This window comes from Streptomyces sp. NPDC050636 (assembly GCF_040654775.1).
GTDB lineage: Bacteria > Actinomycetota > Actinomycetes > Streptomycetales > Streptomycetaceae > Streptomyces.
Window position 1 is genome coordinate 1 of sequence record NZ_JBFAIP010000002.1, and the last position, 20,441, is coordinate 20,441.

General features: G+C 70.9%; 14 protein-coding genes. 13 read left to right on the plus strand and 1 reads right to left on the minus strand.

Features of this window, described 5'->3' with window-relative positions; all coding sequences use genetic code 11:
* Window positions 1-241: 241 nt before the first annotated feature.
* Window positions 242-799: an O-acetyl-ADP-ribose deacetylase gene (locus AB0I10_RS02525; protein WP_363150427.1), complete on the plus strand. Its 558-nt coding sequence runs from the start codon at window positions 242-244 to the stop codon at window positions 797-799.
* Window positions 800-891: 92 nt separating this feature from the next.
* Here AB0I10_RS02525 and dhaM read toward each other — a convergent pair whose 3' ends face one another.
* A complete protein-coding gene (gene dhaM / locus AB0I10_RS02530) occupies window positions 892-1,284 on the minus strand; it encodes a dihydroxyacetone kinase phosphoryl donor subunit DhaM (protein WP_363150428.1) in 393 nt (130 codons plus the stop codon).
* Between the two features lie 58 nt (window positions 1,285-1,342).
* Between dhaM and AB0I10_RS02535 the strand changes: the two genes are divergently transcribed.
* The 12 genes from AB0I10_RS02535 to AB0I10_RS02590 all read left to right on the plus strand — a co-directional run bounded on the left by AB0I10_RS02535 (window position 1,343) and on the right by AB0I10_RS02590 (window position 20,373).
* Entirely contained in the window at window positions 1,343-2,119 is a 777-nt protein-coding gene (locus tag AB0I10_RS02535; protein WP_363150429.1) for an IclR family transcriptional regulator, read from the plus strand.
* Between the two features lie 238 nt (window positions 2,120-2,357).
* Complete coding sequence (gene dhaL / locus AB0I10_RS02540; protein ID WP_363150430.1) at window positions 2,358-3,248, plus strand: dihydroxyacetone kinase subunit DhaL; 891 nt, start codon at window positions 2,358-2,360, stop codon at window positions 3,246-3,248.
* 172 nt (window positions 3,249-3,420) lie between these two features.
* Window positions 3,421-4,530: a 4-hydroxyphenylpyruvate dioxygenase gene (gene hppD, locus AB0I10_RS02545; RefSeq protein WP_363150431.1), complete on the plus strand. Its 1,110-nt coding sequence runs from the start codon at window positions 3,421-3,423 to the stop codon at window positions 4,528-4,530.
* Window positions 4,527-5,690 (plus strand): alpha-hydroxy acid oxidase, encoded by a 1,164-nt coding sequence (locus AB0I10_RS02550; RefSeq protein ID WP_363150432.1) that lies wholly within the window; start codon window positions 4,527-4,529, stop codon window positions 5,688-5,690. Before hppD ends, AB0I10_RS02550 begins: the two co-directional genes overlap by 4 nt.
* Window positions 5,687-6,604 (plus strand): phytanoyl-CoA dioxygenase family protein, encoded by a 918-nt coding sequence (locus AB0I10_RS02555; protein ID WP_363150433.1) that lies wholly within the window; start codon window positions 5,687-5,689, stop codon window positions 6,602-6,604. The genes AB0I10_RS02550 and AB0I10_RS02555 overlap by 4 nt, the downstream gene beginning before the upstream one ends.
* Window positions 6,601-7,923: a PLP-dependent aminotransferase family protein gene (locus AB0I10_RS02560; protein ID WP_363150434.1), complete on the plus strand. Its 1,323-nt coding sequence runs from the start codon at window positions 6,601-6,603 to the stop codon at window positions 7,921-7,923. The genes AB0I10_RS02555 and AB0I10_RS02560 overlap by 4 nt, the downstream gene beginning before the upstream one ends.
* Complete coding sequence (locus AB0I10_RS02565; protein ID WP_363150435.1) at window positions 7,920-8,873, plus strand: DMT family transporter; 954 nt, start codon at window positions 7,920-7,922, stop codon at window positions 8,871-8,873. The genes AB0I10_RS02560 and AB0I10_RS02565 overlap by 4 nt, the downstream gene beginning before the upstream one ends.
* 90 nt (window positions 8,874-8,963) lie before the next feature.
* Window positions 8,964-10,049 carry a prephenate dehydrogenase gene (locus AB0I10_RS02570; protein WP_363150436.1) on the plus strand — a complete coding sequence of 362 codons (1,086 nt, stop codon included), beginning with the start codon at window positions 8,964-8,966 and terminating at the stop codon, window positions 10,047-10,049.
* Window positions 10,050-10,114: 65 nt separating this feature from the next.
* On the plus strand, window positions 10,115-12,397 hold the full coding sequence (locus AB0I10_RS02575) for an aminotransferase class III-fold pyridoxal phosphate-dependent enzyme (protein WP_363150437.1): 2,283 nt from the start codon (window positions 10,115-10,117) through the stop codon (window positions 12,395-12,397).
* Window positions 12,394-12,801, plus strand: a complete 408-nt coding sequence (locus tag AB0I10_RS02580; RefSeq protein ID WP_363150438.1) for a nuclear transport factor 2 family protein — start codon at window positions 12,394-12,396, stop codon at window positions 12,799-12,801. Before AB0I10_RS02575 ends, AB0I10_RS02580 begins: the two co-directional genes overlap by 4 nt.
* 7 nt (window positions 12,802-12,808) lie before the next feature.
* Window positions 12,809-19,162, plus strand: a complete 6,354-nt coding sequence (locus AB0I10_RS02585) for an amino acid adenylation domain-containing protein (protein WP_363150439.1) — start codon at window positions 12,809-12,811, stop codon at window positions 19,160-19,162.
* Window positions 19,159-20,373, plus strand: coding sequence for a cytochrome P450 (locus AB0I10_RS02590; RefSeq protein WP_363150440.1), 1,215 nt, complete (start codon window positions 19,159-19,161; stop codon window positions 20,371-20,373). The genes AB0I10_RS02585 and AB0I10_RS02590 overlap by 4 nt, the downstream gene beginning before the upstream one ends.
* The last annotated feature ends 68 nt before the right edge of the window (window positions 20,374-20,441 follow it).

Here is a 20,441-nt window from a genome sequence, read left to right on the forward strand (position 1 = left end):
CCTCCGTGCGGTGCAGTCCTAGACAGCTCCACCACACCGGAGGTCTTCGCCATGATCAAGCCCGGCAAGTGTCAACAACGCTCGTGATCAATACACCTAGGGGCTTGCTCACCCGTCTTGCTCCGGGCGGTCCGCCCGGTGTCCCACCGCTGGCCGTACGGGCGAACCGCCGCCCCTCATAGCCGCGACCCGCCGTCAAACAACTGGCTGACCTGCCCAACCCTGCCTAGGCTCGGGCACCATGAGCACTTCCCACTCCGCGCCCGACTCCGCCGCCACCCTCACCCTCGTCCAGGGCGATATCACCGAACAGGCGGTGGATGTGGTGGTCAACGCCGCCAACTCCTCGCTCCTGGGCGGCGGGGGAGTGGACGGCGCGATCCACCGGCGCGGCGGCCCGGAGATCCTCGCCGAGTGCCGCGACCTGCGCGCCGCGAAGTACGGCCGCGGCCTGTCCACCGGCGCGGCCGTCGCGACCACCGCCGGCCGGCTGCCGGCCCGCTGGGTCGTGCACACCGTCGGCCCCGTGTGGGCCGCACACGAGGACCGCACCCATCTGCTGGTCTCCTGCTACGAGCAATCGCTCCGGGTGGCCGCCGAGCTGGGCGCCCGTACCGTCGCCTTCCCGGCCATCTCCACCGGCGTCTACCGCTGGCCGATCGCCGACGGCGCCCGCACCGCCGTCGACACCGTCCGCGCGGTGATCGAGGCGACGCCCGACGCGTTCGACGAGATCCGCTTCGTCGTCTTTGACGACCACGCCCGCCAGGCGTACGAGGCGGCCCTCGCCGAAGACTGAGGCGAGTGAGACGCGTGACGGGGAGGCGAGTGAGAGTGAGGCGAGTGAGGGGGAGATGAATGAGGGTGCGTCGGCTGCCCCTTCAAGTGACGTCAGAACTTGTTGATATGGCGGGCCTCCTCGGCCTCCTTGACGACGGCGGACAGATCGGCGCCGCTCGCGGCCGCCAGGGTGGCCGCGACGGCTCCTTCGAGGAACGGGGAATCGGCCAGGACGGCATGGGTGTCCGGGTGGTCGTCCAGAACGAGGCGTGCGGTGAGGACCGAGCTTCCCAGGTCCGGCAGGACCAGCACGCCGGCGCCGGCATCCGCGGTGCGCACAGCGCTGAGGATGCGGGAGTAACTCGTTCCCAAACCACCGTCGTCGGTGCCGCCGGCCGTGGCGACGACGACGCGTCCTGAACTCAGCTGCTCGACCAGGGACTGCACGCCGAGGGCGATCTCCGCACTGTGCGACACAAGTACGATGCCAACCAACGGTGTCATGAACGAGGACTCTACGAGTCGGAACGCCGTTCATCAATACCGAACAAGGAGTTGTTTCATGGTCCAGGCGGTGCACAGGGCGATCCACGTTCTCCGGGAGCTCGCCACAGCCACGCCGCGCCTGGGTGTGACGGAACTCGCCGACCGCATCGGGGTCGCCAAGCCGACCGTGCACGCCCTGCTGCGCACCCTGGAGGCGGAGGGCATGGTCGTCCAGGACCGTGAGACGGGCAAGTACCAACTGGGCCCCGGCCTGGTGGTCCTGGGCAATGCCTACCTCGACTCGCACGAGCTGCGCACCCGCGCGGTGACCTGGGCCGATCTGCTCGCCACCCAGACCGGCGCCGCCGTGTGGGTGGGGGTCTTCACGGACCGCCGCATCCTCGTCATCCACCATGCGTTCCGCCCCGGAGGGGCGGTGCAGGTTCTGGAGACCGGCGCCAGTCTGCCCTGGAACACCTGCGCCCTGGGGAAGGCCGTCGCGGCCTTCCTGCCCGCCGAACGCCGTAAGGAACTGCTGGCGGGCGAACTGCTCCGGGTCACCGGCGCCAGCATCGACGACCCGGCACGCCTCGCGACGCAGCTGGAGAATGTGCGGGAGATCGGGTACGCGCTGGACGACCAGGAGTTGACCCTGGGCGACGGCGGTATCGCGGCCCCCGTGTTCGATCGCACTGGCGAGGTCGTGGGCGGCCTCGGCCTGGTGGGTCCTGTTGAGCGGCTGCTCGTCGACAGTGCACGTCAGGAGTGCGCCATCGCGGTCCGTGAAGTTGCCCGCAGCCTGTCACGAGATCTCGGCGCGCCGCGTAACGCGGGTCTGCGCGCCAGCGGCTGACGCCCTTCGGGGCCCTCTCGACTTCATTGAGGGTTCATCAACTTGCCATGTAACGATAGTCATTCCACCAAGATCGGCCGCCTGCGGAACCACTGTGTAACAAGCCCTTGACGGGGCCGGGGTCGGTGGGTTTTGCTTCCCGTGGTCATTCGGTAATGCCGAACAGCTTTCGGAACACGTGAGTGGTCCGACTCACCGCTCAAGGCTGCGATCACGGGGGAGCGAGGGAGCGCCTGCCATGCGGAAGACTGCGAAGAAGCCCGTCAACTTAGCCGAGTCCCGTACCGTCTTCGGGCGGCCGGTGTGCATACCCTCCGTCAACCTCCCTGGTGACACGGCCCTGTTGGGCTTCCCTGTCCTCGCCGAGGCCAACGCAGTCCTCGCGGAACACGGCGCGACCACTCCCGCAGCTCCGGGACTCGCCCCTGCGAAGTGCACGACGAACCGCATACCCGAAGGAGTACCGGTGGATGTTTCGCTCGCCCGTGAATGGGTGCAGAACATCACCTCGGCCATGAGCCGGAACCAGGAGCACCTCACCAGACTGGATGCGGCCATCGGGGACGGCGATCACGGGGCCAACATGGCCCGTGGCTTCGGCGCGGTGCGCGCGGTTCTCGACGACGGGACACCGACCGCCGCCTCGGCCAAAGAGATCCTCGTGACGACGGGCAAGACCCTGGTGTCCGTGGTCGGGGGCGCCTCCGGTCCGCTGTTCGGCAGCGCGTTCCTGGCCCTCGGCGAGGCCCTCGGCGCCGACTCCGAGGCCGACTCCGGCGCCGACGCTGTGCGGTTCGCGGCGGCGCTCGCCGCGGCGCTCGAAAAGCTTCAGCAACTGGGCGCTGCGGTTCCCGGAGACAAGACCATGGTCGACGCATACGCCCCCGCGTACCGCGCCTTCCATGAAGCGGCGCATTCCGGCGCCGACTTCTGTACGGCCGCCCACGCCGCGGCCGACGCGGCCGAGGCCGGTATGCGGGCCACCGTCCCGATGCAGGCCAGAAAGGGCCGGGCGTCGTATCTGGGGCTGCGCAGCATCGGCCACCAGGACCCGGGGGCCACCTCGACCGCCTATATCTTCCGCGCTCTCGCCGACGCAACGGAATCCGAGCCGACGGAAGCGGTGTAACGGCCGCGCCGGCGCCGGATGCCGGTCGCTCCGTAAGACGTCTCCACCCCCTCACACCCCCTCAACCGAGACGCGCCCTTGGCCAAGACGTCTCCTTGACCAAGACGTGCCTTTGACTTCCTGAAATTTCAGCAAACTTCCCCACATTTTCTGAACGAGTGATTGGATCACCGTGGCTGTCCATTCCGTCGACCATGTCGAGTTCTTCGTGGGGGATGTCAACCAGGCATCCCATTACTACTGCGGTACCTACGGGTTCCGGGTGGTGGCCGAGGCAGGGCCGCTCACCGGGCTGGCCGGCGCCCGCTCCCTGGTGCTGGCGCACGGCGGCGTCCGCCTGGTGCTGACCTCCGCCCTGCACGCCGACCACGCGGCCTCGCGGTTCGTGCGCAGGCACGGCGACGGGGTGCGCGATGTGGCTCTCCGGACGGACGATGCGGTCGGCGACTTCGAACGGGCGCTGGCCGCCGGCGCCGAGGCCGTCGCGGAACCGGAGACCTTCGAGGACGCCACCGGCCGGGTCACGCGGGCCACCATCGCCCAGACCAACGACCTGGTCCACTCCCTCGTGCAGCGTGATGACCCGTCAGGCCCCTTCCTGCCCACGAGATACCGGCCCGTTGACGACGTTGCCGCCCCCGGGCCCCAACTGCTGCGCTCGGTCGACCACCTCGCCCTGTGCCTGCGCGCCGGTTCGCTGGAGACCATGGTCGACTTCTACCAGCGGGCGCTGGGCCTGCGGCACACCTACGACGAGTACATAGTCGTCGGCGGTCAGGCGATGGCCTCGAAGGTCGTACAGGACGAGACCAGGGGCGTCACCTTCACCATGGTGGAGCCGGACCCCGTCGGCGCCCGTGGGCAGCTCAACGACTTCCTCGACGGCTTCGACGGCCCCGGCGTACAGCATGTCGCGTACGGCACCGACGACATCGTCCGGGCGGCCCGCGAACTGCGCGCATCCGGAGTGGAGTTGCTGTCGACCCCGGCCGGCTACTACGCCGCACTGGCCGAGCGGGGCATCGAGGTCGACATCGACACGACGGTGCTGCAGGAGCTGGGGCTGCTGGCCGACCGGGACGAGTGGGGCCAGCTGGTGCAGGTGTTCACCCGCTCTCCCTACGCCCGCCGGACGGTGTTCTTCGAGCTGATCCAGCGGCTTGAGGCACGCACCTTCGGCAGCGGCAACATCAAGGCCCTCTACGAGGCCGTGGAGCGCGAGCGCGCCGAGGACCCGAACGCCGCCGTACCGGCCGGTGCCGTGGCGAGGGCCGGCGCATGACCGCGCGGGCCGACCGGGCCGACTGCCTGGAGCCGGAGGTGCCGCCGTCCCCGCGGGACTACGCGGCGGCGGCCCAGGCCAAGCTGGACCGGTCCGTATGGGACTACATTGCCGGCGGCAGCGGCGACGAGGTCACCCTGCGCGAGGACCGCGCGGCATACGACCGCTACCGGCTGCGCCCTCGGGCCCTCGTCGACGTGTCGCACTGCGAGTTGAGCACCACACTGCTCGGCAGGCCCGTGTCGTTCCCCGTCGGTATCGCGCCCATGGCCTTTCACCGACTGGTCCACGCGGACGGCGAGACCGCCACCGTCCGTGCGGCCGGTGCGGCGGGCGCGCTCACCATCACCAGCACCTTCGCCAGCAAGACGCTGGAGGAGACCGCCCGCGCCGCGACCGGCCCGCTGTGGCTCCAGGTCTATGTGTTCCGCGAGCGGAAGGTCACCGAGTCCCTGGTACGCCGTGCCGAGGCCGCCGGCTACCGGGCCCTGGTGATCACCGTCGACACCCCACGGATGGCCCGCCGGGAGCGCGATCTGCGCAACGGCTTCAGCCTGCCGTCGTACGTCCGGCCGGCCAATCTCGACGAGGGGCAGCGGGCCGGACTGCACCACGGCCGTTCCGGCAGCTCGACCCTGGCCGAACACGCCGAGCGGCACCATGACGCCGCGTTCACCTGGGAGGACCTGGCCTGGTTGCGCTCGCTGACCAGCCTGCCTCTGGTGCTGAAGGGCGTACTCACCGCGCAGGACGCCCGGCGGGCGGCCGAACTCGGGGTGGAGGGGCTGATCGTGTCCACCCACGGCGGCCGCCAACTCGACGGCGCCATACCGGCACTGGACGCGCTGCCCGAAGTCGTCGAGGCCGTGCCGGACCAGTGCGAGGTCCTCGTTGACGGCGGTATCCGCCGCGGTACGGACGTCCTGAAGGCACTGGCGCTGGGCGCCCGCGCGGTGCTCGTCGGCCGCCCCGTCCTCTGGGGCCTCGCCGTCGACGGCGCCGACGGCGTCGAACGGGTCCTTGCCACGCTCCGCGCGGAGCTGGAAGAGGCGATGGCGCTGACCGGCCGGCCCGGCCTCGACACGATCACCCGGGAACTCCTCCACCGTTCCGCCGACTTCCCGTACCACCTCACTTCGAACGACAAGGAAATGGCATGACGACGAACGACGCACGCTTTGCGCTGACCGCTGCCGAGCGGGACCTCCTGCCGTCCGACGAAGAGGTGCAGTTCTACCAGGAGCACGGCTGGTATCTGTCGAAGAAGCTGCTGACCGACGAGGAGGTCGACCTTCTCAACTCCGCGGCCGACCGCTTCTACGCCGGCCACCGGGACCGCACCCTGCCGACGCGGCCGCCGCGCCTGGCGTACTGGGAGCCCTCGCAGGGCGATGTGCACCGGCACAACGACTACATCTTCTACGAGGACGACACCATCCGCAGCATCCTGGCCAAGCCGCTCATCGCGGCGGTCGCGGCCCGTATCGCGGAGACCAGCCAGATACGGCTGTGGAACAGCACGCTCATCCACAAGCCGCCGCGCGCGGACGACGACCGCAACATCGTGCCCTGGCACTTCGACCGCCACTACTGGCAGACCTGCTCCTCCGACGAGATGCTCACCGCCTTCATCCCATTCCACGACTGCGACGAGGAGATGGGGACGATCACGATGATCGACGGCAGCCACCGCTGGAAGGAGACCGGCGGCGACGACTCCACCAGCCGCCACTTCGCCGACCGCGACCGGTCCGAGCTGGAGGAGATGCTCTCGGAGAACGCCGCCTTCAACAACGCGGAGGTCCGCAAGGTCCCGGTGAACATCCCCAAGGGGCACATCAGCTTCCACCACTGCCGCACCTACCACGGCAGCGGATACAACGTCAGCGACCGCCCCCGCCGCGCCATTTCCCTGCACCTCCAGGACCGGACCAACCAGTGGCGGCCCTACGAGCTGTCCTCCGGCGACAACGTCGTCTACAACAACGACGTCCTCGTCGGCGCGGACGAGCTCGGCAACCCCGACTACACCGACGCGGACTTCTGCCCCGTCCTGTGGGAGGACCCCCGGTGAGCCACGGTTCCCCCACCACCGTGCTGTCGTCCGGTGAGCTGCACGACTCGCTCGGCGACCCGCTCATGGAGGTGATGAACTTCCTCAACGAAGTCACCTCCCGCTACCCGGAAGCGATCTCCTTCGGCCCCGGCCGCCCGTATGAGGGGCTGTTCGAGGTCGAGCGGATCGGCTCCTACCTCGACGCCTACAAGCGGCATCTCTCCGAGGAACTGGGCCGCACCCCCGACGAGGTCCGCACGCTGCTCTTCCAGTACGGGCGGACCAACGGCCAGATCCATGAACTGGTGGCCCGCGCCCTGCGCAACGACGAGGGCATCGAGGCGGACCCCGAGTCCCTCGTCGTCACCGTGGGCTGCCAGGAGGGCATGTTCATCACCCTCCGCGCGCTGTTCCGCAACCCCTCGGACGTCCTGCTGGTCTCCTCTCCCTGCTATGTCGGGATCACCGGAGCGGCCCGGCTGCTGGACATCGAGACCGTGCATGTGCCGGAGGGCGAGCACGGGATCGACCCCGAGGTGCTGCGGCGGACGGTCGCCGACCTGCGCGCGGCGGGCAAACGGCCGCGCGCGCTCTACCTGGTGCCGGACTTCTCCAACCCGACCGGCACCTGCCTGCCCCTCCCCGCGCGCCACCGTCTGCTCGAACTGGCCGAGGAGGAGGACCTGCTCCTCCTGGAGGACAACCCGTACGGCTTCTTCACGCGCACCGGCACCGGCCTGCCCACGCTCAAGGCGCTGGACAGCCGACGGCGAGTGATCTACCTCGGGTCCTTCGCCAAGACCTGCTTCCCCGGCGCCCGGGTCGGCTACGTCGTCGCCGACCAGCATGTTCAGGCGCCGGACGGCAGCCGCACACTCCTGGCGGACGAACTGTCCAAGATCAAGGGCATGGTGACGGTGAACACGCCGGCGCTCAGCCAGGCGGTCATCGGGGGCATGCTCCTCAGCCACGACTTCCGCCTGCGGGAGGCGAACAAGCCGGCCGCCGACTTCTACCAGGAGAACCTGACGGTCCTGCTCGACTGTCTCGACCGGCTGCTGCCTCCGGAACGGCGCGAGGCGGCGGGGATCCACTGGAACTCGCCCGAGGGCGGATTCTTCCTCACCCTGACCCTCCCCGTCCCGGCGGACAACGCACTGCTCGAAGAGTCCGCCCGCGAGCACGGAGTGATCTGGACGCCCATGAGTTACTTCTATCCGGATCCGGACAGCGGCGGCCGCTATCAGCTGAGGCTGTCCCTGAGCTATCTGACTCCCTCTCAAGTCGCCGAGGGCGCCAGCCGGTTGGTGGCTCTCCTGGAACGGAGCTGCCTGTGAACGCCGTCCTCTACGTGGTGACGGTGCTGATCTGGGGCTCCACCTGGCTGGCAATCAAGGGCCAGCTCGGGGATGTGCACCCCACGGCGTCGATCGCGTACCGGTTCGCCCTGGCGGCCGTGATCCTGCTGGCGTGGGCGCGGCTGCGCGGGCTGCCGCTGCGCTACCCGCTGCGGGTGCACGGGCAGTTCGTCCTCATGGGCGGGCTGATGTTCTCCACCAACTTCGTCTGCTTTTACTTCGCCGAACAGCATCTGACCACCGGCCTCGTCTCGATCATCTTCGCGATGTCGCTGGTGGTGAACATGGCCTTCGCCCGCGTCTTCTTCCGGCGTGCGATCACCGCGAAGATGCTGATCGGCGGGGGGATCGGGCTGCTGGGGATCGCCACGGTGTTCTGGCCGGAGTTCCAGAACTTCGGCCTCTCCTCCGGATCGGGGCAGGGCATCCTCCTCTCGGCCCTCGGCACGCTGGTGTTCTGCCTGGGCAACGTCGTCTCCGGCAAGACCCAGGCCGCGGGCATCCCGGTGATCCAGGGCACCGGGTACGCCATGGGGTACGGGGCGTTGCTGATGGCCCCGTTCGCCGCGTTCCTCGGAGACGGCGCCATGTTCACCCCCACGCTGCAGTACACCGGCTCGCTCGTCTACCTGGCCATTTTCGGCTCGGTGATCGGATTCGGCGCCTATCTCACGCTGCTCGGCCGGATCGGCGGCGAGCGCGCGGCCTACGCGATGGTGCTCTTCCCGATCGTGGCGCTGCTGCTGTCCACGGTGTTCGAGGAATTCCACTGGACGGCGCGGGACCTGGCCGGCGTCTTCCTGATCCTGGTCGGCAACGCCGTGATGCTGACCAACCCGGCGCTGATACGGCGCCTGACCGGCAACCGGTTCCCTGCGGAGCCGGCGGCACCAGCGGAGCCGGCGGCGCAGAGCGCGGCCGACCGGTAGCCCGTTCCCCGCTCCGTCCGGGCCCGTCCACCTCACGGATGGGCCGGGACGGGTGCGCCGTCCATCTCACCACGGTCGAGGAGCGAACCCTTGCACACCGCTGCAGTCGTCGGCACTGGACTCATCGGCACATCGATCGCCCTGGCACTGACCGGCCGGGGAGTGACCACCCACTTGATCGACCGCGACCCCCGTAGCGTGCGGATCGCCGTCGCGCGTGGCGCGGGGACGCCCGAACCACCGTCGGCACCCGTGGACATCGCGGTCATCTGTGTCCCGCCGTCGGATGTCGCCAGGACCATCGCGGACCACCAGAAGGCCGAACTGGCCAAGGTCTACACGGACGTGGCGAGCGTCAAAGCGCTGCCGCACGCCGAATGCCTGGCCCTCGGATGCGACACCACCGCCCTGGTGGGCGGGCATCCGTTGGCCGGACGGGAACGCTCCGGCCCGCTGTCGGCCCGCGCCGATCTGTTCGACGACCGCCACTGGGTGCTCACTCCGACCCCGGAAACCAGCGAGACCGCCCTCAACCGCGCTCTGGAGCTGGTCTCGCTGTGCGGCGCCGTTCCGGTCCTGCTCGACCCGACGGACCACGACCGGGCGGTGGCGCTGATCTCCCATCTGCCCCACCTGATGGCGAGCCTCACCGCGGCCCGGCTGCTGGAGGGGGAGGACTACGCGGTGCGGCTGGCCGGTCGCGGCATGCGGGACGTCACACGGATCGCGGCCGGCGACGCCAGGCTGTGGACCGACATCCTCGCCGCCAACGCCGCCGCCGTCAGTGTGCTGCTCGCGGAGCTCACCGCGGACCTGCAAAGAACGGCCGAGGCGCTGGACCGGCTGACCGACGGGGGACCGGGGCAGCAGGACGCGGCCCTCGCGGACCTGACCGACATACTGCGGCGCGGCAGCGAGGGCCGGGCCCGCATCGCGACGACCCTCGGCGGCGGAGGGGCAGGCCATCCCACCTCGCTCTCGGTCTCCCTCGGTGACCAGAACCGACGGCTGGAGCGGCTGCTCGACGATGTGAGCGAGGCACGGGTGGACCTGGAGGACATGCTGCTCCCGGATGTCGCGGCGTCGCCGTTCGGATCGGTCGAGCTCCTCGTCGCCCCCGACGCGGCGCGCCCACTTACCGAGGCTCTGCGCGACCGAGGCTGGGCGGTCCGCTAGGGCGTGCCCGCAAAGTCCCGTCGTACGCGTACATCCACCCAGCCATCACGGGGATTGGTGCTTTCTTGTCCACGAATTCCGACGAATCCATGAATTCCGACCCGGTCACGTACGCCGACTCCGGTCTCGGCACCCCCGCGCCGTACTTCCGGGCAGCGGGCCGAGAGACCCTCGGCATCCTGGCCGACCTGATCGAACAGGAGCATCCGATCTTCGCGATGCCGTCCTGGTTCGTCACCGAAGACTCCGCCCAAGTGGGCTTTCTGCTCAGCGAGTTGGTGCGCGAACTCGGCGGCACGCCGCCCGGCACGGCGTACCGGAGCTTCTTCGCGAACTCCCGTTACGAGGCGCTGCACGGCGCCGTCAAGCTGCTGCGCCACCGCGCCCTCGCCGCCGCCGGCACCCACGGTGGCCGGGTGCTCGTCCTCGACCCCGACGGCACTCTCGGCCGGCGCGCCGACCCGCTCGGCGAGGGACCCGAACGCGCCCTCGTACCCGGCCTCGCCACCTGTCCCACCCCCGACGAGCTGCGCACCGCCATGTCGGCAGGGGCGTACTGCGGCCTCGTCCTCCGCGACCCGGAGTCCGTCGACCCCGCGGAGCTCGCCGATCTCGTGAAGCTCGCACGCGCCCACGGTGCCCGCATCGCCCTCGATCTCACCGACGCCGACCCGCTGCAGCCGCGGTCCCCGGCGCTGTCGGCCGCCCGGCCCGACCTCGTCGTGGTCGGCGAATCGCTGACCGGCTACGAGATCCCGTTCGGCGCCTTCATCGGTACGCACGACATGTTCGCCCCGTGGAGCACGCCCGCGACCGGCTTTCTCCACTCCAACACCTACGGCGGCAACACGGTTGCCATGCGCGCCGTCAAGCGCTCGCTGCTCCGGAGGTGGGAGGGCGACGACACGGCGCCGGTGCACCGCGTGCTGGCCGCGACCGCACGGAACTGGCAGCGCACCCTCGACCTCTACGCACGCCATGTGAACCCGATGACGGTGCGGATGCACCGCAAGCTCCGGGGCGCACTGCACGTCGTACGCGCCAAGGGGTCCCGGCTCACCGTCCAGCTGGATTCCGGCCGCCGTCTGGACCTGGTCGACGGGCTGTGCGGCGCTGGCCTCGGCGTCAACGGCCACAACCCGACCGATGCCCTGACCGATGTCGTACGCCAACACGACCCGGACCGCGACTACGTGGCCGAGCTTCAACGGGTGCTGGCCGCGGAGACCGGGCTGCCGCACGCCTTTCCCGCGGTGAGCGGCGCCTCGGCGGTGGAGAACGCGCTGATCCTCGCCCGACTCGCCCGCCCCGAAAAGCGGCGGATCGTCGTCTTCAAGCACAACTACGGCGGGAAGACCCTGGTGTCGCTGCTGGCGACGGCCGCGACCAAGACCCGTGCCCCCTTTGCGCCGCTCTACGAGGACATCGTCTACATCGACCCGTACTCGGCGCGCGCCGCCGACGAATTCCGTGCGGAAATCGCCTCGGGGCACGTCGGCCTGGTCTGGATCGAGCTGGTCCACGGCAGCTCGGATTCCTACGGCCCGATCCCCGATGCGCTGCTCGACGTGGTGGCCCGCGGCCGGACGGACCAGGGCTACCTGGTCGGCGTCGACGAGGTGCTGACCTCCTTCTACCGGTGCGGACGGCGCTTCGCCCACCAGGGACGGCTGCCCGAGATCGACCTGATGAGCCTCTCCAAGGCGCTCAGTTACGGCTGCTTCCCCACCGGCGCGGCCCTGGTCTCCGACGCCGTGCACGAGGCGGCTGCGAAGACCAACCCCCAGCTGGTCGGCGAACTGCGCGAACATCACGCCAACCGCCTCGGCGCCCACTTCGCGCTCCAGGCCATCGCCCAGGTCGACGCCCTCCAGCTCGACCGGCGGGTCGCGGCGCTGTCCGAGGTGGTGCGTACCGGGATCGCCGGTATGCGGAGGCGTTCACCGAGCGTCGGGCGGCGGTTCGCCGAGGGGCTGCTCGGCCGGTTCGAGGTGCGACTGCCCCGCCTCCTGCGCCGGTTCATCGAGCCCGACGGGGAGCTGATGACCTTCTCGATGATGCTCTGGTGGGTCACCAGGGCCAGGGCCTTCGTCGTCTACGACGTCTTCCTGCTGCCGCTGATCGCGACGGACGACGAGATCCGTCAGGTGATGCGGAGCGCCCAGGAACTCTCGCGCACCAGCCCGTACCGGCTGCTCGCGCAAGTGGCCCGGTTCCATGCGGAAGAGACGCTCCGCGGCGCCCTGCCGTGGGGCCGGAGCGCCGCACCCAAGTCCGGCGGCAAGTCCAGTGCCATGTCCAGTGCCATGTCCGGTGTCGTGTCCGGCGCCAGGGGGAGCAACTCGTGAGCGAACAGAACGTCGATGTGATCCGCCGGTTCTTCCGGCTGTTCGACGAGGGCCGGCTCGACGACATCGAGGCGCTGCTCTCCGACGACTTCGAGTGGGTCTACCACGGCCCCAAGTCCCTTCCCTGGGCCGGGACTTACCACGGAGTCGCCGGATTCAGGGAATTCTTCGGCATCGTCCGGGGTCTGATCGAGGTCCAGGAATGCGAGGCGTACGACTACCTCGACGCGGGGGACCGGGTGGTGGTCCTCGGCTACAGCAGGACCCGGATCCTGGCCAACGACGCCCGGTACGAGGCGCAGTGGATGAATGTCTTCACCGTCCGGGACGGGCTGATCACGCGCTACCTCGACCTCTACGACACCGCCAGCGTCGTCGAGGCGCTGCACGCTCCCCGCGGGTGACGCGCCGATGACGGAAACAGCCGACACGTTGAGCGGCGCGTTCCGGGAGGTCGCGGCCGCCCACCCGGACCGCACCGCCCTGATCGCCGGCGACCTACGGCTCAGCTACCGCCGGCTGGCCGACTGGGCCGGGGCGGTCGCCGGACGGCTCGCGGGCACCCTGGAACCCGAGGAACTCGTCGGGATCTGTGCTTCGCGTTCACCGGGAACCATCGCCACGCTGCTGGGAGTTGTCCTGGCAGGGGGTGCCTGTCTGCCGCTGGATCCGCGCGCGCCCGATGCGCGGCTTCGGATGCTCGTCGAGGACAGCGGAGCCCGTACGGTGTTCGCGGCGGGGGAGGACGTACCGCGGCTGCGTGCTCTGCTTCCCGAGGACGTCGAGATCCGGACCATCGACTCCATCGACTCCATCGACTCCATCGACTCCATCGACTCCATCGACTCCATCGACTCCATCGACTCCATCGGCTCTATCGACCCCATCGGCTCTATCGGCTCCATCGACTTCGCCGACTTCACCCAGCTCGCCGAGTTCACCCAGCGCACCGACGGGTCGGTGCCCGGCGACGCGTCCCCGTGTGTCCCGGTGCCGCAACGCCCGGACGCGCTCGGCTACGTGATCTACACCTCGGGCAGCACCGGGCGGCCCAAAGGCGTGCTGGTGGAGCAGCGTTCCATGCTCGCGCTGGTGCACGGCACGACGGCCGGGCTCCGCCCCGACGATGTCTTTCTGCAACTGGCCCCGCTGCATGTCGACCCCTCGGTGTTCGAGATCTGGGGCGCCCTGTTGAACGGCGCGACGCTCGTCCTGCCCGAGCAGCCGGACCCGACCGTCCACGACATCGGCCGCGCCGTCACCCGGCACGGTGTGACCGTGCTGCGGCTGGCCGCCCCGCTCTTCCGGCTCGCGGTGGAGCACATCACGCCCGAGCTGCGCGGGCTGCGACTGCTCATATCGGGCGGTGACCGGGCTCATCCGCGGTCGGTACGGCAGGCGCTGCGGGCGCTGCCGGGCTGCCGGATCGTCAATGGCTACGGGCCGACGGAGACGACCGTCTACGCCTGCTGGCATGTGATGGGCGGAGTCGAGGAAAGCAGCGTGAGCCGGTCCGACGTGCCGATCGGCCGGCCGGTCGAGGGCGCGTCCGTGCAGATACTCGGCCCCGACCGCCGACCGGTGGCGCCGGGCGAAGAGGGCGAACTCTGCATCGCCGGCACCGGGGTGGCCCGGGGCTATCTCGGCCGGCCGGAGCTGACGGCCGAGCGGTTCATACCCGAGCCGGGCAGGCCCGGCCGCAGGGCGTATCTGACCGGGGACCGGGTGCGGCTGCTGCCGGACGGCAATCTGGCCTTCCTCGGCCGTCTCGACGACCAGGTCAAGATCCGTGGGCACCGGGTCGAACCGGGCGAGGTCGAGCGGGCGCTGCTCGGGCATCCGGCGGTACGCGAGGCGGTGGTCGTCGTGCACGGTGAGACGCCGCTCAGCAGACTCGTGGCGTTCGTCTGCCCGGCGGACGGACGGTCGGTGTCGGAGGCTGAACTGCTGTGCCATGCAGGCGAGTTGCTGCCCGCCCACATGGTTCCGGCTGCTGTGACGGTGCTGGCCGCGATCCCTGTGACGGCGAACGGGAAGGTCGACCGCCAACTGTTGGCGCAACAGGGGAAGTTCACGCCGACCGCACAGGGCGCGCAGATCGCACAGGCCGCGCAGGCCGATGGGGCCGGCTCCGGCGCCGGCACCGTCGGCACGGTGGCGGCCGTCTGGCGCGAGGTGCTCGGCGGACCGGCCGGCCCGGACACCGACTTCCTCGCCGCGGGCGGCGACTCGCTCTCCGCCATGGTCGTCCTGGCCCGTCTGGAGCGCGCCACGGGTATCGCGCTCTCCGTCGCCGAACTCCTCGAAGCCGCCACCGTCCGGGCGCTCGCCGCCCGCATCGACGCCGCGGAGCCCGCCCGCCAGGCGGCGCCCCGCACGGCAGCCACCGGCCGGGTGCCCCTCCTGCCGGGGCAGGAAGGCATCTGGTTCGAGCAGCAAGCGGCGCCCGGAGGCCGCTACAACATCTCCCGCACCTTCCTCGTCCGGGGGCCGATCGACGTATCCGCGCTGCGCACCGCCCTGACCCGGCTGGCGGACCGGCAGCGCGCACTGCGTACCGCCGTCGAGCAGGACGCGGACGGCTGGTGGCAGTCCCCGTCCGCCGACCCGGGCACCGCGCTGCGCCACCTGGACCTCGGGGACACACCGGCGGCCGGCCGGGAGACCCGGGCCCGGGAGCTGATCGCGCAGTCCGCCACCGCCGACCCGGCGGGCCCGCTGGTCCGCACGCTGGTGCTCAGCCTTGATCCCGTACGGACCGTGGTCCACTTCGACATCCACCATGTCATCGCGGACGACTGGTCGCTGGACCTCTTCTTCGATGAACTGTCCGCTCTCTACAGGGCGCTGTTGAACCCTGAGCCGGACGCGTCCGGTCTGCCGCCGCGTGATCTCCCGTCACTCGGGCTCCCGTCGCAGGATCTCCCGGCGCTTGATCTGTCCTTCGCCGACCATGTGCTGGACTCCCTCGACCGCCTTCCGGAACGGTCCGCCGCCGCACGCGAGTTCTGGCGGGCGGCCCTGGGCGACGGGGCCGCCGCGCTCGACCTGGTGACGGACACTCCGCGCCCCGCTGTCCTCAGTGGTGCCGGGGACCGCGTACGCCTCAGGATCGGGCCCGAACAGACCGCCCGGCTGGCCGAGGCGGCGCGGGGACACGGCGTCAGCCGGTTCATGTTCTGCCTGGCCGGGGTCTACACCGTGCTGTCCGCATACGCCGAGCGGGACGACCTCTGCCTCGGCGGCCTCGCCACCGGTCGCGGCCGGGCCGGCACCGAGCGGCTCATCGGCTACTTCGTCAACATGCTGCCGATACGGGTCGGTGCCTCCGGCGACACCTCCGTGGCGACCCTGCTGAAGCGGGTCCGGGAAGCCTGCGTCGAGGCCTATCGCCACCAGGACGTGCCCTTCCAGACGGCCTGCCGGGACCTGGGCGCCATGGGCCCGGCCCGCGGCTCGGTCCCCTTCCAGGCCGTCGTCAACTACCAGCAGCGGCCCCCTCGGCTGCCGGCCTTCGGCCCCGACACCGCGCCCTGGCCGACGGCGGCGCCGGACACCGCCAAATTCGAGCTCTCCTTCGCCTTCCAGGAAACCGGCGATGTGATGGGCGTCGAGTTGGAGTTCAGCACCGATCTCTATCGCGCGGACACCGTCCGGCAGCTCGGCGAACAGCTCATCGCGGTGCTCGACCGGCTCGCGGACGACGGGAACACCACCCTTCGCGAACTGCACCTGTCCGCGCCGGATGAGCGCCAACTCATAGTCCGTCTAGCGGAGTTGGACCAGGAGCAGTGGTGTCAGGCGCCGGAGGCCACGCTGCACGAGCTGTTCGCCCGGCAGGCCGCCGCCCGGCCCGACAAGCCGGCCGTCGTCAGCGACGACCTCACCCTCACCTACCGGGAACTCGACCGGCTCAGCGACGATGTCGCGGCCCGGCTCGCCGAGCACGGCGTCCGCGCGGGTGACCGGGTGGCGATCTGCCTGGACCGCTCGCCCCGCCTGATCATGGCGATCCTCGGCGCGCTCAAGGCCGGTGCGGCGTACGTTCCGCTCGATCCGACCTACCCGGCAGAGCGGCTGCGGTACACCGTCGACGACGTACAGGCGCGGGTCCTGGTGACCGCCAAGGAGTTCGCCGACGCGCTGTTCCGCCGGGTGCCCGAGGCGACCGCGGTGCTCGACATCGACCGGCTGACGGAACCCGCCGACGAGCCCAGGGCCGGTCTGCCCGCCCCGGGCGCGGCCCCGGACGACCCGGCGTACATCATCTACACCTCCGGCAGCACCGGCCGCCCGCGCGGTGTGGTGATCGGCCACCGCTCGGTCGTCAACACGCTGTATGCGAACCTGGCCCGGCACCCCTTCGACGCCACGGACAGCTGGCTCCAGCTCACCTCGCCGGGCTTCGACGTCGCGGTGTACGAGCAGTTCATGCCGCCGGTGTCCGGCGCCACCCTCGTCTTCTGCGACGACACCACACGCGGCGACGGAGCGGCCCTCACCCGCCTCCTGCGGGAGCGGGGCGTGACCGTCATGGTGACGGTCCCTTCGCTGCTACGGGCCCTGGGCCGCCCCGATCTCGCGGACGTACGCGTGCTGCTGGTGGCGGGTGAGCCCGCGGATGTGCACGACACCCGGCACTTCGCCCGCGACCGAGTGGTGATCAACGGGTACGGGCCGACCGAGGCCGCCATCCTCGCGACGACCTACCGGGCAGCGCCGGACGACGACCGGGCCCGGGTACCGATCGGCCGCCCGCTGCCCGGTACCCGCGCCCATGTGATCGACCGGTACGGCCGGTTCGCCGCCGCCGGTGTTCCCGGCGAGCTCTACCTCGGCGGCGCCGGTGTCGGCCACGGTTACTGGAACCGGCCCGAGCAGACCGCGAAGCTCTTCACCACCGTCCCGGCGGTCGGCCCCGGCGAACGGCTGTACCGCACCGGCGACCGGGTGCGCCGGCTGCCCGACGGGAACCTCGACTTCCTGGGCCGGCTGGACGGCCAGATCAAGCTGCGCGGCTACCGCATCGAACTGGGCGAGATCGAGGCCGCGTTGGCGACGCACCCCGGAGTGCAGGAGGCGGTGGCGGTCGTCCTGGGCAGCGGACCGGACGCCGAACTGGCGGCGGTCCACGTCGGACCCGCGGACGCCCGGCAGGCGCGCGAGCATCTCACCCGGCTGCTGCCCGCCCATATGGTTCCCCGGCACCTCGTCCCCGTCGACGCCATCCCGACCAGCACCCACGGCAAGGCCGACCGCAACGCGATCGCCGCCCGACTGGGCGACCGGCTCCCGGCCGCGGGGACCGCCCCCGTGGGCGCGGACCCCGCGGCCGGGGCGAGCGCGGACGAACGCCGGATGCTGAGGCTGTGGGAAGAGGTCCTCGGTGGCCGGGTCGGGTCGCTCGACGACGACTTCTTCGCGCTCGGCGGGCACTCGCTGCGCGTCATCAGGCTGCTCGGCCTCATCGAGCGGGAGTGCGGCACCCGCATCCCGGTCCGTGACTTCCTGGCGGTGCCGACCGTCCGCGCCACAGCCGCCCGGACCGCGGGCCGGGACGTCCGGGCCGCGGCCACGGTGGGCCCGGCCGACGCCGTACTCGATCCGGGCCTCCACTTCACCGGCCCGGCCGCAGCCCCCGCCGGACCCGCGCTGCTGACCGGCGCCACCGGCTTCGTCGGGGCGTACGTCCTCCAGGAACTGCTGGACCGCACCGACGACCCTGTGCTGTGCCTGATACGGGCCGACTCGCCCCGCGCCGCGCGCCGGCGCATCGAGGCCGCCGTCACCGCCTACGGACTGCGGATGGACCCGCACGACCCCCGCATCGTGCCGGTCCCGGGCGACCTGGCACGGCCCGGCCTCGGGCTGGCCGGTACCGGGTGGGAGCGGGCGGTACGGGAGGCGGGCGCCGTTTTCCACGTCGGCGCCCAGGTGCACCACCTCTCCGGCTTCCAGCATCTCGCCGCCGCCAACGTCCGGGGCACCGAGGAGCTGCTGAAGGCCGCGGCGGCGGGCCGGGCCGCCCGGTTCCACCACATCTCCACGCTCGGGGTGTTCACGGCCGACGGTCGTCCGCGGACGATCACCGAGGCCACCCCGGTCGACGGTGAACGGCACCCGCGCGGCCGGGGCTACGCGGCCACCAAATGGGCGGCCGAGCGGCTCGTCGCCCAGGCCGTGGCCCGCGGCGCGCACGCCCGCGTCTACCGGCTCGGCCGGGCGGGCGGCGCCACCGGCAACGGCGCGCTGAGCATCGACGACATGCTCACCCGGCTGCTGGTGAGCTCCGCGGCACTCGGCTGCTACCCGGCCGACCCACGGCTGACGTTCGATGTGCTGCCCGTCGACGTCATGGCGCGGGCCCTGGTGACGCTGGCCCTCGCCGACGACGAGACCGGCGCCGTCTACCACCTGCACCACCCCCAGGAGCTGGATCTCGGAGCCTTCCTGGCCCCGTACGACCGACGCGGCGGCGGCCCCACAGGCCCGGTGGACCTCGCCGAGTGGATCCAGCGGCTCGACGCGGCCGCGGCCGCCGGGTCCGAACTGCCCGCCCTCGCCTACCTGGAACACCTCAGGGAACTGCGCGACGCCCCGCACCCGAGCGGCGTCCGCCACCTCAACCGGGCCACCCTCGCCGCGCTGCGGACGCACGGCATCACCCCACCGGACCTCGATGACGCGCTCATCGGCCGGTGGTGGGACTTCCTGCGGCAGTCGCCCGCCGCGCTCGGTACGACGACCGGAGAGACCAACCGATGACCACCGCACCCGCCACCGGTGAACTGCTCTACCCCATGGCACGCCAGTGCCCCTACGCACCGCCCGAAGAGGTCACCAGGGTGCGCTCCGGAGGGACCGTCCCCCAGGTCACGATCTGGAACGGGGTCCGGCCCTGGCTGTTCACCCGCTACGAGGACGCCCGGGTCGTGCTCTCCGACCCGCGGTTCAGCGCCGACAAGAGCCGCCCCGGCTACCCGCTGTCCAGCGCCGTCGCCCTCGCCGAGACGGCCGTCACCCCGACGCTGCTCATCATGGACAACCCGGAACACGACCACTACCGGCGGCTGGTGCTCGGCGAGTTCACCGTGAAGCGCGCCGAGGCCCTGCGTCCTACCGTGCGCGCGGTGGTCGACGGCTGCCTGGACCGGATGCTGCAAGGCCCCGCCCCGGCCGACCTGGTCGGCGAGCTGGCCCTCCCCGTCGCCCTCTCGGTGATCTGCGAGTTCCTGGGAGTGCCGTTCGAGGACCGGGAGTTGTTCCGCTCCCTCACCCATACCATGAACGCGATCGGCGGGACGACGGAGACCGCGGCGGCGGCCCGCCAGGAACTGCAGGACTACCTGGAGTCCCTGGTCGCCGTCCGGGAGAAGGCCCCCCAGCAGGACTTCGTCAGCCGGATGGCGGTGAAGCACCTCCGCACCGGCGCCATGGACCATGAACAGCTCGCCGCCATGGCCCTGTTGCTGCTCACCGCGGGACACGACACCACCGCCAACATGATCTCGCTGGGTGTGCTCACCCTGCTGCGGCACCCCGGCCACTTCGCCGCCCTGCGCGAGGGCGACGCCCCCGGACGGCTCGCCGACACGGTCGAGGAAATGCTGCGCCATCTGACCATCGTGCAGCGCGGCATCCGCCGTATCGCCGTCGAGGACGTCGACGTCAACGGCCATCTCGTGCGCGCCGGGGAAGGCGTCATCGCCGCCATCAACGTGGCCAACCGCGACCCCGGACGGTTCCGCCCCGGAGAGGAATTCGACCCCACCGAGCGCGCCCACGGCCATCTGGCCTTCGGCTACGGGCCGCACCAGTGCCTGGGACAGTCCCTCGCCAGGGTTGAGCTCCAGGAGGTGTATGCGGGCGTCGCCCGACGGATCCCCACGCTGCGTACCGCCGTGCCCGACGAGGAGCTCCGGTTCAAGGAGGACATGGCGGTGTACGGCGTGCACGAGCTGCCGGTCACCTGGTGACCCCCGCCGCCCCCGCAACTCCCGCAATCCCCTCTCCCCCCGCAACAGCAATACCTGTAAGGAGCTTC